The sequence below is a fragment of the Citrobacter sp. CK180 genome (assembly GCF_030333655.1).
In the GTDB taxonomy this organism is placed as follows: domain Bacteria; phylum Pseudomonadota; class Gammaproteobacteria; order Enterobacterales; family Enterobacteriaceae; genus Citrobacter_B; species Citrobacter_B koseri.
Map to the genome: position 1 here is coordinate 1 of NZ_JAOWFM010000054.1, position 14832 is coordinate 14832.

Sequence of the window (14832 nt, forward strand, 5' to 3'; positions counted from 1 at the left end):
GATGCCAAGAGTGGCCTGACCCACAGCCTAGTCACCACCGCGGCCAACGAGCATGACCTCAATCAGCTGGGTAATCTGCTGCATGGAGAGGAGCAATTTGTCTCAGCCGATGCCGGCTACCAAGGGGCGCCACAGCGCGAGGAGCTGGCCGAGGTGGATGTGGACTGGCTGATCGCCGAGCGCCCCGGCAAGGTAAGAACCTTGAAACAGCATCCACGCAAGAACAAAACGGCCATCAACATCGAATACATGAAAGCCAGCATCCGGGCCAAGGTGGAGCACCCATTTCGCATCATCAAGCGACAGTTCGGCTTCGTGAAAGCCAGATACAAGGGGTTGCTGAAAAACGATAACCAACTGGCGATGTTATTCACGCTGGCCAACCTGTTTCGGGCGGACCAAATGATACGTCAGTGGGAGAGATCTCACTAAAAACTGGGGATAACGCCTTAAATGGCGAAGAAACGGTCTAAATAGGCTGATTCAAGGCATTTACGGGAGAAAAAATCGGCTCAAACATGAAGAAATGAAATGACTGAGTCAGCCGAGAAGAATTTCCCCACTTATTCGCACCTTCCCTAATAAATAAGCATCTTTTCATTTTGGTCGTAGCTATAAAGAGTTAATTTTTGTTTCTATTTACGTCTTTGGGCGTACTGGAATTCAGGGCTTTTTCACGACATGCTTCTTTTACCCATGCAGAAAAATTGCTGGTTTTTTCCTTCGCCATCACTTGCTCTATTTGTTTCAGCAAACTGTATGAAAAACGGATGTTTTTTATCACTGTTTTGCCTGTAAAGTTCTTTATCGACATAAGGTGCTTCTCGCAACTAATTCACATCACTGTTACTTTCGCGTAACTACGCATGAAGGGAATTGATTTACATCAATGAAATCAACGGTGATGATGGCGAGGTTTCCTGGTTGTGAATTGCGTCGCAACAAAGAATGCCTTAGCGATACCACATTGAAGAGTGGGGTTGTTCAGTGACTATTCTCTATTTTTTAATGCCTGGAATCTTTTCAAGATGTGCGATAATGATAATCAGATTGATTTTATTGGGTAATTCATATTGTGAGGGTAGATATTTATTAATTAATATCCGTGTGTTTTTGGGCTGTTTATACTCACAAAAAGATAAGCAAGCGCCGCATACGGAGTGTATGGACGCTTGCTGTATTATTAGAACTGATAGTTTAAAGACATCCAGTAGTTGCGACCAGGAATAACGTATCCGGTCGTTGACTGCGCAGTCTGGAAATAATCACCGGCATAGGTGCTGGAACGGCCAGATTGATATAATTTGACGTCGCTAAAGTCTTTATCCAGCACGTTATTGACGGCGGTATTCAGGGTTAAATCTTTAGTCAGTTTATAAGATAATCCCATATCCAGCACTGTCCATGCTTTTAGATTTGCGCCTTTGTCATCATACACTTTCTGCTGTACCGCACTGAGATTGTCATAGGTCTGAGTAAAGCGGGGCGCTTTACCGCGATAGCGGGCGCTTAGCCAGGTATTTAAATCATCTGTCGCCTGCCAGTTAACGCGGGCATTTGCCATATGTTTTGGTGTATAGCTGAGTGGTGCGCCTTTATTATCTCCATCTTTCTGTTTGCTCTGAGTATAGGTATAGTTGAGCGACAGACTCAAATTATCCAACCAGAGCGGGAACGATGTTGCAAATTCGACACCATCGGTACGCGCTTTTCCGCTATTGGTATAGCTACTGGTATTGTCATCAATCGAATAAGAAACAATTTTATTGCGATATTCAGTGTAGAATCCGGTTATATTGGCATTGAACCCATTGCTATTATCGTAATAAAGTCCGGTTTCATAACTGGTGCTTTCTTCAGGTTTTAAATCTGGATTACCGACGGTATTGATTGTTCCTTGACCAGAAACACCGCTGATGCCGTTATGTAACTGGCTAAGAGAAGGCGCTTTATAACCGGTTGTGATTCCCCCTTTGAGCGTCCATTCATCTGTCATATCCCAGACCAGATAGCCACGAGGACTGAAATGACCGCCGAATACGTCGTTATGTTCATAGCGACTCCCTACGGTAAACGCCAGAGAATCCAGGATATGCCACTCATCTTCAAGGTAAGTCGCCCAGCTTTTTTGATGGAACTTTTCACCTGAACTGGCCAGAACGACACCATCTTTCATTCGTGCGTCCCAGTATTCGCCACCCACCGTCAGTAAATGTGATTCTCCCAGCGGCGTGAGAAGCACCGAGTTGAGAATAACATTGGTATTTTTCAGTTCACGATCGTCACCCGCTCTCCAGGCTTGATCGGGCGTCAGAGCGGAGGAAACCAACTGCCGTCCTTTGTTTTCTGTCTCATTCCAGTTAAGAGACGATTTCCATGTACCAAACGTTAAGGCGGTGTCATGTCCTAACGTCACTTTATTGCGCTCATAGCGGAGCGTTTTATCATATCCGCCCGTGAGGCTACCAAGCTGACCGTCGCTGTTATCATAACGCTGTCTGGATGTGTCGAGATCCATCCATAGCGTATTGTTTGCGCTGGCTTTCCAGTCAAATCTCGCGCCGATGTTGTAGTTTTGCGACTCAGTGGGATAAGGAACGCGTGTTTCTGCGGTGTCGCTCAGTGATGTAATGCTGGAGCCTTGTCGCTGGGTTGTGCTTCCACGAACCTGCATATCCAGCGAGCCAGGCACCAGGGGACCGCTTGACCAGAAATTTGCGGTTGTGCTGTTTCCCCACTTATTACTTTCCTGTAGGTTCACTCCCGTATTAATGGCCGTGCTCCACTTATCGGTGCTTTTTTTGGTAATAATATTCACCACGCCGCCAATGGCGTCTGACCCATAAAGTGTAGACATGGGCCCGCGTATAACCTCTATACGTTCAATGGCTGAAAGTGGAGGCATAAAACTGGTATTCATTGCAGAAAAGCCATTCGGTGTTACATCCGATGTTCCATTCTGACGAATACCGTCAATAAGAATAAGGGTATAACTGGCAGGCATCCCACGAATACTTATTTCAAGCCCCCCTGTTTTTCCGGTACTGCTTTCAACGTCCACTCCCTCAACGGCCCTGAGAGCATCGCCAAGATCATTATATTTATTGGTCTGTAATTCTTGTTGTGAAATAACAGAAACACTGGCTGCCGCATTGGTGATTTTTTTCTCGTATCCCGATGCGGTGACGACCATAACATCTTCGGCAAAAACATTAAAACTTGTGGCGCCCAGACAAGATAAGACAAGTGAAGCGAGAGGTTTAATACGCATTATCGAACTTCCTTTGTTAAAAAAAAGCAAAGTCAATAAGATAATGCATGAAAATGATAATAAAAATAATTATCATTACACTTTTACATAAGTTGGCATTTATATGATTTTATTGAAATCAACAAGAATTATTGCAGGTTAAATTATTGCTATAAAAATAATTAATTGTCTCAGGAGAGGCGGCCTGCGACTGAAGATTTCCTGCTATGGTTAAGTATGTCAGGTTCATTTTTACTGATGGTGAACCAATGAAACAGCCGGAAAACGTCTATCAGAAAATTGAGGGGAGTCAGTGGCGACATGTCTGGATTGTCGGCGACCTCCACGGCTGTTTTTCGCAGTTGATGGAGAAACTACGACAGTGTCGGTTTGATCCGTGGCAGGATCTGCTGGTGTCGGTGGGGGATGTGATCGACCGTGGGCCTGACAGCTTGCGGTGTCTGGAACTTCTGCACAAACGGTGGGTGGTCGCCGTCAGAGGGAATCACGAGCAGATGGCGTTAGACGCGCTGGCCGCTTCGCAGTTGTCGTTATGGTTTATGAACGGCGGCGACTGGTATGCCGCATTGTCGGCAAACCAGCAGCGCCTGGCAAGAAAAGCGCTCGACGACTGTCAGCGTTTACCCTGGATTCTGGAATTGCACTGCCAGAACGGCATGCATGTTGTGGCGCATGCTGATTATCCGCATCAGGTCTATGCCTGGCAAAAAGAGGTGGATTTACACCAGGTGCTATGGCGTCGTTCCCGGTTGAGCGAGCGGCATGCGGGTCAGGGAAACGGCATTGCCGGGGCCGATCACTTCTGGTTTGGTCATACGCCGCTGCGTCATCGCGTTGATATCGATAATTTGCACTATATTGATACCGGCGCGGTATTTGGCGGGGAACTAACGTTGGTTCAACTTCAGTAATTAAAAATCACTGTACTGGCGAGCGGGTAGCCAGAAGCCGTCAATAAAGTCTTCGACCGGAAAACAGCCGCCGTGACGAATCCGCTGGTCGTCCATCGAATACAGGCACTGCTGCTCAGTATTGTAGATATCCACCACAATGTCCTCACAGCCGCCGTCCAGGTAGCAAACAAAAAGTACCAGTGCGAACATTCCATCCTCAAATTGTCCTGCCGTATCGATAGTGTAGGAGAGGTTGTCGCAAGGGGGAAAGGGCGAAATAAATAACCCGTCTGGCGACGGGTTCTTTTTGAGTCAGGCAAGACGCATGACCCAGGCATCGGACTTACGATCGTAACGGGTGCGGAATAGAACAGAGTGCTCTCCGTTTAAAATGGCGGGAATGCTGGTTTCATCATCCCAGGCATCCAGTTGCATACATAAATCTGGGTCGGATTTACAGGGAATGCTTAACGTTCGGTCCCCCGGCGATTCGCCATGTAACTCGGCATCGTCGATTTCAAAAGCGCCAATGCGCACACTGGTTTTCATCATCGTGCTCTCCGTTAGTTCGCTGATTGTGGTACGACCAGTTTGATCGCCCAAATTTCAGCGTAGCCAACTTCAGCAAAAGCGCCAGTAAAAAAGTGCGCTATTTTTGACCGCTTTCAGTCGTTACCAGTAAAGAGTTTGCCATCGCGAACCAGTTCGCGTGGGTAACTGTTCTTCAACCGGGAACCAATCCGTTTCGCCAGACCAATGGGCTGATGCTGGAACGTGACCAGCACATCATCGGCAGACGGCGCGGTTTGCGGGTAGATATCCCGCCCCCGATACCACTCTTCCGCCTCCTGATGAGACAGCTCGAATGCGTTGGCATGATGTGGATCGGCGAGGGCGATTACCGCTTCATGCTGCCAGCGATAACCTTTATTATGGCTTTCCGCCAGTTTTATGCCCAGGCGGGAAAAGCGGACTTTTCCGATCAGCGCTTCAATCTCTGCCGGGAATAACCACACCTCTTTATCTCGCTGCCAGAGGTGCAGGTTTTCTCCCCACTGAAGTCCACTGGTGTTAGCCGCCTGAGTGATTTGCGTCGCCTCACGCCCCTTCATCGGCGCGAACGGAAACTTGCCGACCTTATAGCCAGGCGCGGGAAGCGGGGGAATGGCTGCGGTTTTACGCAAACGGGCGACAAAGAAACCTTCGCAGTCGTAAATCTGCGGGAAAACGTGTAAAAAACCCTCTGCCGTCAGCGCACGCTCCGCCCCCGGGAACAGATCGCCTAAAGGCAAAAATTCAACCGCTTCCGGGTAGGTCTCTTTCAGCCACAAGCAGACGGACTCATTCTCCTCGCGATTTAGCGTGCAGGTGGAGTAGACCAGCGTACCGCCAGGGCGCAGAGCGTGAAATGCGCTGTCGATAAGTTCCCGCTGTGTGGCGGCAATATCCAGGTTGCTTTCGACAGACCAGTTTTTAAGCGCATCGGGATCTTTGCGCACCACGCCTTCACCTGAACAGGGCGCGTCCAGCAAGATAGCGTCGAATGTCTCCGGGAGCGCGGCGCCGAAGACGCGGCCATCAAAATGGGTCAGGGCAACATTACTGATCCCACAGCGGCTGATGTTGGCGTGCAGCACTTTGACCCGGCTGGCGGAGAATTCATTCGCCAGAATGGCGCCCTGATTATTCATCCGCGCGGCAATCTGGGTGGTTTTCGAACCCGGTGCGGCAGCAACATCCATAATGCGTTCCGGTGTATTCCCTTCAGCAAACAGCGCGGCGACCGGCAACATTGAGCTGGCTTCCTGAATATAAAACAGGCCGCTCAGATGTTCGGCGGTGCTGCCCAGCGGCAACGATTCTTCATCATCGCGTTCGATCCAGAAGCCTTCCTCGCACCAGGGAACAGGCGTCAGCGACCAGCCATAGAGCGCCGTCAGGGCAAGAAAGTCGGTCACAGAAATTTTTAGCGTATTCACGCGAATGCTGCGGCGTAACGGGCGCTGGCAGGCGGCGAGGAAATCGTCAAAAGAGAGTGTCGAAGGCATCGCTTCGCGCATTTGCGTCAGAAAGGCATCAGGGAAATAAACAGCGTGTTGAGCCACTTGGGTACCACCAGCAATAAAACAGGCGCGCAGTGTAGCATAAATGCTCCGGCGCGAGCACGCCGGAGCGGGGGAGTTAACGTGGCAGGGCGGTGCCCCATTCGCGCCACTCTTTCGGTTCACTTTCCAGCAGCAGGAAGTGTTTACCCGCCTGTGCTTTCGGCGCCAGCGGCGTCCCTGGCGGGGTTGCAAACGCGATGCCGCCGCGAATGAATTGATTGAAGGTGCCGGTTTTCACCACGCCGCCGGTCAGGCCAAAGTCCAGACTGTAGCCGGAGGCCAGCCAGAAGACGGAGTTATTACGCACCAGATGCTGATAACGCTGGCTGATGCGCATGGCAATCATCACGCGGTCAGACAGCGAACCCAGCGTCATGCCCGTTACCGTGCCCACTTCGATACCTCTGAACAGCACTGGCGTGCCGATGTTCAGCGAACCTGCCTCAGGAGCTTCCACGACGATGCTCAGACCATCGAGATAGCGCGAGTCGGAAATGGTTGCTTCCTGCAATTCGAAATCACGACGCGGATTGCCGCGTCCGGGCTCCACGTTAATGTAGGGCTGCAAAATCGTATCGAGATGCTCCACGCCCGCGGCGGAGATTTGCGGCGTGATCACCGAGAAACGCGTACCGCTTCGGGCAAAGGTCTGGACATACTCCGGGTAGAGCACCGCTTTCGCCTGAACCTCATTGCGCGCGGTAATCAGCTCCAGCGTCTGGATCTGGCCGATGTCGATGCCGAGATAACGAATCGGCATACCCGCCGCGAGTTTACCGGCGTCAAAGGCGTGCAGGGTGATTTGCCCACCCACCGCGCGGGCGGCGGTTTCCGAGGCGTAGAGTATTCGTTTGTCGCCTTTACGCTGGCTGGCGCTTGCGCCGCTCAGGTTATCGAAACTGATAGCGCCTTTCAGCGCACGCGACAGGGGAGAGGCCTGCACGGTCAGGCCGCTGCCGTTAAGCTGTACCTTCGCCCCGCCTTCCGCCCAGAATACGCTGTTGCTGGTTAACAGGTTGCGGTATTCCGGTTTGATATGCAGATCGATATCAAAGGCGTTAGCGCGTGGGCGCACGGTGATTACTTCACCTACCTCAAACTTACGGTACAGCACCACTGACCCCGTTTGTACATCCGGGAGCGTTTCAGCAGTGAGGCTCACCGTGGTCGTGGGGAGGTCGCTGAGGCTGTTTTCCACGGCCTTTTCCAGATTGGCGTACAGCGGGTAGCTGGATTTCATTTCGCCTTTTGTGCCGGGCAAAATACGAATGCCGCCGCTCACCCACTCGCTGGCGCTGGCGCCGAGAAACTCCACGCCGTCGAGACCGACTTTGATATCCACGCGACTGTTGACCACAAATTTGCTGTCACCCTGAATCAGGGCGCGATGTTGCGGATCGATAGCCACCGTGAACGCAACGCCTTTACTGGATAACTTACGTTCAATGACCTGGCCCACCTGCACGCCATGCAGAACCAGCGGTTGACCGGCGTCAATACCGTAGCTTTCCGGGGCGGTCAGGGTTAACGTCAGCGCATTTGGTTCATGGAGCAGGGCTTCTTCGCCAGGCACCACGACGAATTCACTGCGCGGTTCGCCTTCGCCTGGTACCAGTTCAAACGTTTTGCCGGTCAAAAGCGAACTGATACTGGCATCGCTCAGCGACAGCTTTGGACTGCGCAGCTCAATACGCGTCTTATCACGCAGGAGTGTTACCACGCTGGGGTCAACCGTCATTTCGCCCGTGACTTTCCCGCCGGGGTTGAGCGTTAATTTGGTGAGCTCGCCCACTTCAAGCCCCTGATACATCAGCGGCGTGGAGTCGGCTTTCAGGCCGTCGCCGCCGGGAAGTTCAAGTTTGACGATGACGCCGCGCTGGCTATGGGCTAAATCTTCGTAGAGGCCAAATGCGTCATCTGCGGTTGCAGGCTGCGAATCGTCGGGCGAGTCAAACGCGATTGCGCCATTTACCAGCGCCGCCAGACTCTCCAGCTTCACCTTCGCGCCGCTAAGGCTGACATCCGCATTGACGCCGGAGACATTCCAGAAACGGCTGCCTTTTTTCACCAGGCTGGTGAAGCGACGCTCAATCAGTACGTCAATGGTGACGCCCTGTTTGTTGGGATTGATGGCATAGTCATATACCCGACCCACCGGAATTTTGCGGAAATAGACCAGCGACCCGCTGTTAAGAGAGCCGAGGTCAGGCGCGTGAAGATGGATCATCAGGTCGCCGTTGTCCAGACGGTATTTCGGCTGGGTATCAAGCGCGACAAAGTGATCTTTCTCGGCTCCTTTGCCGGGCATCATGCCGATATAGTTCCCGCCGACCAGCGCGTCCAGACCCGAAACGCCCGCCAGCGACGCTTTTGGCGTCACCAGCCAGAACTGGGTCTCCTCGCGCAAGGCATCTTTCATGTTTGACTTAATACTGACGCGCACTTCTATCTTGCGCAGGTCTTTACTCAGGCTGATGTCCTGCACCGTACCCACTTCAACGCCCTGATAGCGCACTGGCGTCCGGCCCGGAACAATGCCATCCGCCGACATAAAGTCGATCGTCACGGTGTTGCCGCGATCTTCATAACTTCCCCAAATCAGCCAGCCTGCGATCATCAACGCGATAAACGGCAGCAGCCAAAAAGGGGAAATACGACGTTTTGTTTTTATCTGCGCTTCAGTCGGCGAAGCAGGCGTTTCCTGACTCATGTGCATCCCAAAGTAAGCGGCTATCCAGCCATTCCACTGCAAGAATAGTCAATATTACCGCTGCGCCGAAATAAAACGCAGCCGGTCCCATAGTAAAAGCGAGTATCTGATCGCGATTAATCAGCGACATCGTTAACGAAATAACAAAGAGATCCAGCATGGACCAACGGCCGATCCAGGTCACCATCCGCAGTAACAGGATGCGCGTACGCAGCCCTTGCTCACATTTGAAATGGATGCTGAGCAGCAGTGTAAACATCACAATAACTTTGGTAAATGGCACCAGAATACTGGCGATAAAGACCACGGCCGCCACGGCGATATTGCTGTTCGCCAGTGACATAATGCCCGACAAAATCGTGTCCTCCTGACGCCCGCCATTCACATAAATAATGGATATCGGCATCAGGTTTGCGGGCAGCAGCAGGACGACAGAGGCCAGCAGCGCCGCCCAGCATTTCTGTATGCTCTGATTTCTGCGCAGGCGTAGCGGGATATGGCAACGGGGGCAACGTCCCCGTGAGTCAGGATAACCGGTGAAGTGGCATCCGAGACAGACGCGAAGTTTTTCGTCCGGGCGTCGGGCGGGGCGTTGTGGGTAAAAGCGCTCCCAGAGTTGCTCCACATTGAGATGCGACAGCGTCAGAATACTGAGGATCACCAGCGCCACAAAGGCGTAAAGCCCCAGGCCGGGTTGCAGGAAGGCGTAATCCTGCACTTTGATCGAGGCGACCCCGATACCGACCAGATAAATGTCGAGCATCACCCACTCTTTGAGCCTCTCCAGCATCAGCAATACCGGACGCAGATTCATGCCGAGAATATTACCGAACCATAGATAAGCGATGGCGGTGACCAGAATTAACGGCGCGCCCGCCACGCAAAAGAGCACCATGGCGGCCGTAAGCGGATCGCCTTGCCTGGTCATCTGCCAGATGCCCTGCATCACGTTGGCGTCAATACGCACCCCTAACAGCCAGATACGCAATAGCGGTTCGCCCCAGGCAAAGGGCATCAGCAGCAGCATCGTAACGGCCAGCGCCGCCAGACGCGTCAGTGACCAGTCACGTCCATCGCGAATTTTGGCCTGGCAACGCGGGCAATATGCGCTCTGGTGCGATTGCATTTTCGGCAGGCTAAACAGCATGTCGCATTGGGGACAGCGCTGATAATGGGCGCGGGGCAACGCTTCACTGATAGACCAGACCGTTATTCTCTTTGTTGGCGTGAGTCGCGGGGTGTTCAGGGCCATGTATCGTGAATCAAAGTGTTAGATTAATGTAATCTTAACTCATGACGGGAATGATCTTGAGCATTAACGCATTTAATGCTTATTTTAATAGGCTGTAGTTTTAGAGTAAGACAACTAAGTGACTATATAATGAGCAAAACAGAGCTATACGCGGATCTTAACCGCGACTTTCAGGCAGTAATGGCAGGTGAAACCAGTTTTCTCGCTACCCTGGCAAATACCAGCGCGCTGCTGTTTGAGCGCCTTTCGGGCGTCAACTGGGCGGGGTTCTATCTGCTGGAAAACGACACGCTGGTGCTGGGGCCGTTCCAGGGGAAACTCGCCTGTGTGCGGATCCCGGTTGGACGCGGCGTCTGTGGTACGGCGGTCGCGCAGAACCAGGTGCAGCGCATCGAGGACGTTCATGCGTTTGACGGACACATCGCCTGCGATAGCGCCAGCAATGCTGAAATTGTGCTGCCTCTGACGGTAGACAATCAGATAATCGGCGTGCTGGACATTGATAGCACGGTATTTGGCCGCTTTACCGAAGAGGATGAGCAAGGCCTGCGTGAGCTTGTCGCGCGGCTTGAAACCGTGCTTGCAACGACGGATTACAAAAAATTCTTTGCGACCGTTGCAGGATAATCAACGGATAACGTAGCAATTACTGATGGCGTCATTATAATGACGCCTGTTCATGCCTGCGGCTTGTTGGCTACGTCCGTTGTAATCAGGAAATTTCATGGAAAATCAACCTAAGTTGAATAGCAGTAAAGAAGTTATCGCGTTTCTGGCCGAACGTTTTCCACAGTGTTTTAGTGCGGAAGGCGAAGCGCGCCCGCTGAAAATTGGCATTTTTCAGGATCTGGTAGAGCGTGTTGAGGGCGAAATGAACCTCAGCAAGACACAACTTCGTTCCGCTTTACGTCTTTATACTTCAAGCTGGCGTTACCTGTACGGCGTTAAGCCGGGCGCAACGCGTGTCGATCTCGACGGCAACCCTTGCGGTGAGCTGGATGAGCAGCACGTTGAACATGCGCGTAAGCAGCTTGAAGAAGCGAAAGCACGCGTCCAGGCGCAACGTGCGGAACAGCAGGCGAAAAAACGCGAAGCTGCCGCTGCGGCAGGCGAAAAAGAAGACGCTCCGCGCCGTGAGCGTAAACCGCGTCCTGCGCCACGTCGTAAAGAGACGACTCCGCGTACTCCTCGCGCTGAAAAACCGGCGGCTAAAGCACCACGCGCACCACGCGAAGAACAGCATACCCCGGTGTCTGATATTTCAGCGCTGACGGTAGGGCAGTCACTGAAGGTGAAAGCAGGCAACAATGCGATGGATGCCACCGTATTAGAAGTCACCAAAGATGGCGTCCGTGTGCAGCTGAATTCGGGTATGTCTTTGATTGTACGCGCAGAACACCTGGTGTTCTGAAACGGAGGCCAGGCCTGGCATGAACACTTTTTTTAGGCTTACCGCGTTAGCTGGCTTGCTTGCAATAGCAGGCCAGTCCTTCGCCGTCGATGACATTACGCGCGCCGATCAAATTCCCGTTCTGAAGGAAGAAACGCAGCATGCGACCGTGAGTGAGCGCGTGACTTCGCGTTTTACACGTTCCCACTATCGTCAGTTCAATCTGGATCAGGCGTTTTCGGCAAAGATTTTCGATCGCTATCTTAATCTGCTCGACTACAGCCACAATGTGCTGCTGGCGAGTGATGTGGAGCAGTTTGCGAAAAGCAAAACTGTCCTCGGCGATGAGCTGCGTACAGGTAAACTGGATGTCTTCTATGACCTCTATAACCTGGCGCAAAAACGCCGTTTCGAACGTTATCAGTACGCGTTAAGCGTGCTGGAACGCCCGATGGATTTCACCGGTAACGACACGTTTAACCTTGACCGCAGCAAAGCGCCCTGGCCGAAAAATGAGGCTGAGCTGAACGCGTTGTGGGATGGCAAGGTGAAATTCGACGAACTTAGCCTGAAGCTGACGGGCAAGAACGATAAAGAAATTCGCGAAACGCTGACGCGTCGTTACAAATCTGCGATTCGCCGTCTGGCGCAAACCAACAGTGAAGACGTGTTCTCACTGGCGATGACCGCATTTGCGCGCGAAATCGACCCGCATACTAACTACCTTTCTCCGCGAAATACCGAACAGTTCAATACTGAAATGAGCCTGTCTCTGGAAGGTATCGGCGCGGTTCTGCAAATGGACGATGACTACACGGTCATCAACTCGATGGTTGCCGGCGGCCCGGCGGCAAAAAGCAAGGCGATAAGCGTAGGCGATCGCATTGTAGGCGTAGGCCAGACGGGGAAAGGAATGGTTGATGTGATTGGCTGGCGTCTTGATGACGTGGTGGCGCTGATCAAAGGGCCAAAAGGCAGCAAAGTTCGTCTTGAAATTCTGCCTGCCGGTAAGGGCACGAAAACGCGAACCATTACGCTGACGCGCGAACGCATTCGTCTTGAAGACCGCGCCGTTAAAATGACGGTGAAAACGGTCGGTAAAGAGAAAGTCGGCGTGCTGGATATTCCGGGGTTCTATGTGGGGCTGACGGATGACGTCAAAGTCCAGCTACAGAAACTGGAAAAACAGAACGTGAGCAGCATTGTTATCGATCTGCGCACCAACGGCGGCGGCGCGCTGACCGAAGCGGTTTCGCTGTCCGGTCTGTTTATCCCGTCTGGCCCGGTTGTTCAGGTTCGTGACAACAACGGTAAAGTGCGTGAAGACGCCGATACCGATGGCGTGGTGTATTACAAAGGCCCGCTGGTGGTACTGGTCGATCGCTTCAGCGCATCCGCGTCGGAGATTTTTGCCGCGGCGATGCAGGATTACGGGCGCGCATTGATTGTTGGTGAACCGACTTTCGGTAAAGGCACCGTACAGCAGTACCGCTCCCTGAACCGTATTTATGATCAGATGCTGCGTCCTGAATGGCCTGCGCTGGGCTCCGTGCAGTACACCATTCAGAAATTCTACCGTGTTAACGGCGGCAGCACGCAGCGTAAAGGCGTCACGCCGGATATCGTCATGCCGACGGGGAATGAAGAGACGGAAACCGGCGAGAAGTTTGAAGACAACGCCTTGCCGTGGGACAGCATTGATGCGGCAACGTACGTGAAGTCAGATGATTTAACGCCGTTTGGCCCGGAACTGCTGAAAGAGCATAACGCGCGCATCGCGAACGATCCTGAGTTCCAGTACATCCTGAAGGACATTGCCCGTTTTAACGCGATGAAAGATAAGCGTAATATCGCTTCTCTCAATTTCGCCCAGCGCGAAAAAGAGAATAACGAAGACGATGCCCTGCGTCTGGCGCGTATCAACGATCGGTTTAAACGTGAAGGCAAGCCGCTTCTGAAGAAACTGGACGATCTGCCGAAGGATTATAAAGAGCCGGATCCGTATCTGGATGAAACGGTACGGATAGCGCTGGATCTGGCGCATCTTGAGAAAGAGAAGCCCGCGGAGCAACCCGCAACCAGCAAATAGCGTCAAGCAGGCACAAGAAATTGTGCCTGTTTTTTTAACAAGCGCATTAAGCCGTCAGTCTTATGCAACAAAATGTAAAGTTGTGTCTTTCTGGTGACTTACCGCCCGCAGATGCTTGAAAATAGCCACAAGACCCATACGATGTGGGTATCGCATAGTGCGTTTTGTTAAGTTGAGGTTAAAAGAAAATTATGATGCGAATCGCGCTCTTCCTGCTGACGAACCTGGCCGTGATGGTCGTTTTCGGGCTGGTGCTGAGCCTGACAGGGATACAGTCAAGCAGCGTACAAGGCTTGCTGATTATGGCGCTGCTGTTTGGTTTTGGTGGTTCCTTCATTTCGCTGCTGATGTCCAAATGGATGGCGTTAAAGTCCGTGGGTGGGGAAGTCATTGAGCAACCGCGTAATGAAAGAGAACGCTGGCTGATGAACACGGTGGCGACGCAGGCGCGTCAGGCCGGAATCGCTATGCCGCAGGTGGCTATCTATCATGCGCCGGATATCAACGCGTTTGCGACCGGCGCGCGCCGTGATGCATCGCTGGTTGCGGTGAGCACCGGCTTGCTGCAAAACATGAGCCCGGATGAAGCCGAAGCCGTTATCGCGCATGAGATCAGCCACATCGCTAATGGCGATATGGTCACCATGACGCTGATTCAGGGGGTTGTGAACACCTTTGTGATCTTCATCTCGCGTATTATCGCGCAGATCGCCGCGGGCTTCCTCGGTGGAAACCGTGATGAGGGTGAAAGCAGCAACGGCAACCCAATGATCTATTTCGCGGTGGCGATGGTTCTTGAACTGGTGTTCGGAATACTGGCAAGCATTATCACCATGTGGTTCTCACGTCACCGTGAATTCCATGCGGACGCCGGTTCTGCGAAGCTTGTCGGTCGTGAAAAGATGATTGCCGCGTTGCAGCGCCTGAAAACCAGCTATGAGCCGCAGGAAGCCAACAGCATGATGGCGTTCTGCATCAACGGCAAGTCGAAGTCACTGAGCGAGTTGTTCATGACTCACCCGCCGCTGGATAAGCGTATTGAAGCGCTGCGTAGCGGCGAGTACCTGAAGTAAGGCGGTATGCCTGGCATTCTAAAAAAGCGCATCAGATGATGCGCTTTTT

Annotated in this window: 12 protein-coding genes and 1 pseudogene; 6 read left to right on the plus strand and 7 right to left on the minus strand. The window is 52.4% G+C overall.

Annotation, left to right across the window (positions count from 1 at the left end):
* Positions 1 to 432, plus strand: a pseudogene (locus tag OGV50_RS16830) (IS5-like element IS5 family transposase); the annotation flags it as partial.
* 190 nt (positions 433 to 622) lie between these two features.
* On the opposite strand, the gene OGV50_RS16835 reads toward OGV50_RS16830, so the two are convergent.
* Together OGV50_RS16835 and OGV50_RS16840 are read right to left on the minus strand one after the other, a co-directional pair.
* Positions 623 to 814, minus strand: coding sequence for a YlcI/YnfO family protein (locus OGV50_RS16835; protein ID WP_012132027.1), 192 nt, complete (start codon positions 812 to 814; stop codon positions 623 to 625).
* Positions 815 to 1183: 369 nt separating this feature from the next.
* The gene (locus tag OGV50_RS16840) at positions 1184 to 3271 is read right to left on the minus strand and encodes a TonB-dependent receptor (RefSeq protein ID WP_134769334.1); all 2088 of its coding nucleotides are present in this window, start codon (positions 3269 to 3271) and stop codon (positions 1184 to 1186) included.
* Positions 3272 to 3519: 248 nt separating this feature from the next.
* Here OGV50_RS16840 and pphA point away from each other — a divergent pair, with 248 nt between their 5' ends.
* A complete protein-coding gene (pphA, locus tag OGV50_RS16845) occupies positions 3520 to 4182 on the plus strand; it encodes a protein-serine/threonine phosphatase (protein ID WP_047464032.1) in 663 nt (220 codons plus the stop codon).
* Here the strand turns inward: pphA and OGV50_RS16850 are convergent, their stop codons facing one another.
* The 5 genes from OGV50_RS16850 to yebS all read right to left on the minus strand — a co-directional run bounded on the left by OGV50_RS16850 (position 4183) and on the right by yebS (position 10231).
* A complete protein-coding gene (locus OGV50_RS16850; protein WP_012132031.1) occupies positions 4183 to 4374 on the minus strand; it encodes a YdfD/YebW family protein in 192 nt (63 codons plus the stop codon).
* 102 nt (positions 4375 to 4476) lie between these two features.
* A complete protein-coding gene (locus OGV50_RS16855) occupies positions 4477 to 4713 on the minus strand; it encodes a YebV family protein (RefSeq protein ID WP_024130262.1) in 237 nt (78 codons plus the stop codon).
* Positions 4714 to 4829: 116 nt separating this feature from the next.
* Entirely contained in the window at positions 4830 to 6269 is a 1440-nt protein-coding gene (gene rsmF, locus OGV50_RS16860) for a 16S rRNA (cytosine(1407)-C(5))-methyltransferase RsmF (RefSeq protein WP_286488645.1), read from the minus strand.
* 76 nt (positions 6270 to 6345) lie between these two features.
* The gene (locus OGV50_RS16865; RefSeq protein ID WP_115609228.1) at positions 6346 to 8979 is read right to left on the minus strand and encodes a PqiB family protein; all 2634 of its coding nucleotides are present in this window, start codon (positions 8977 to 8979) and stop codon (positions 6346 to 6348) included.
* Positions 8948 to 10231, minus strand: coding sequence for a membrane integrity lipid transport subunit YebS (gene yebS, locus OGV50_RS16870; RefSeq protein WP_024130263.1), 1284 nt, complete (start codon positions 10229 to 10231; stop codon positions 8948 to 8950). The genes OGV50_RS16865 and yebS overlap by 32 nt, the downstream gene beginning before the upstream one ends.
* Before the next feature lie 129 nt (positions 10232 to 10360).
* Here yebS and msrC point away from each other — a divergent pair, with 129 nt between their 5' ends.
* The 4 genes from msrC (at position 10361) to htpX (ending at position 14783) form a co-directional block, all read left to right on the plus strand.
* Positions 10361 to 10858, plus strand: coding sequence for a free L-methionine (R)-S-oxide reductase MsrC (msrC, locus tag OGV50_RS16875; RefSeq protein ID WP_012132036.1), 498 nt, complete (start codon positions 10361 to 10363; stop codon positions 10856 to 10858).
* 97 nt (positions 10859 to 10955) lie between these two features.
* On the plus strand, positions 10956 to 11642 hold the full coding sequence (gene proQ, locus OGV50_RS16880; protein ID WP_012132037.1) for an RNA chaperone ProQ: 687 nt from the start codon (positions 10956 to 10958) through the stop codon (positions 11640 to 11642).
* Between the two features lie 19 nt (positions 11643 to 11661).
* Entirely contained in the window at positions 11662 to 13710 is a 2049-nt protein-coding gene (gene prc / locus OGV50_RS16885; RefSeq protein ID WP_012132038.1) for a carboxy terminal-processing peptidase, read from the plus strand.
* A gap of 191 nt (positions 13711 to 13901) precedes the next feature.
* Entirely contained in the window at positions 13902 to 14783 is an 882-nt protein-coding gene (gene htpX / locus OGV50_RS16890; protein ID WP_012132039.1) for a protease HtpX, read from the plus strand.
* Positions 14784 to 14832: the final 49 nt, after the last annotated feature.

Coding starts and splice junctions, on each gene's coding strand:
- OGV50_RS16835 (WP_012132027.1), bottom strand. CDS start 814: ATGTCGATAAAGAACTTTACAGGCAAAACAGTGATAAAAAACATCCGT.
- OGV50_RS16840 (WP_134769334.1), bottom strand. CDS start 3,271: ATGCGTATTAAACCTCTCGCTTCACTTGTCTTATCTTGTCTGGGCGCC.
- pphA (WP_047464032.1), top strand. CDS start 3,520: ATGAAACAGCCGGAAAACGTCTATCAGAAAATTGAGGGGAGTCAGTGG.
- OGV50_RS16850 (WP_012132031.1), bottom strand. CDS start 4,374: ATGTTCGCACTGGTACTTTTTGTTTGCTACCTGGACGGCGGCTGTGAG.
- OGV50_RS16855 (WP_024130262.1), bottom strand. CDS start 4,713: ATGAAAACCAGTGTGCGCATTGGCGCTTTTGAAATCGACGATGCCGAG.
- OGV50_RS16865 (WP_115609228.1), bottom strand. CDS start 8,979: ATGAGTCAGGAAACGCCTGCTTCGCCGACTGAAGCGCAGATAAAAACA.
- yebS (WP_024130263.1), bottom strand. CDS start 10,231: ATGGCCCTGAACACCCCGCGACTCACGCCAACAAAGAGAATAACGGTC.
- msrC (WP_012132036.1), top strand. CDS start 10,361: ATGAGCAAAACAGAGCTATACGCGGATCTTAACCGCGACTTTCAGGCA.
- proQ (WP_012132037.1), top strand. CDS start 10,956: ATGGAAAATCAACCTAAGTTGAATAGCAGTAAAGAAGTTATCGCGTTT.
- prc (WP_012132038.1), top strand. CDS start 11,662: ATGAACACTTTTTTTAGGCTTACCGCGTTAGCTGGCTTGCTTGCAATA.
- htpX (WP_012132039.1), top strand. CDS start 13,902: ATGATGCGAATCGCGCTCTTCCTGCTGACGAACCTGGCCGTGATGGTC.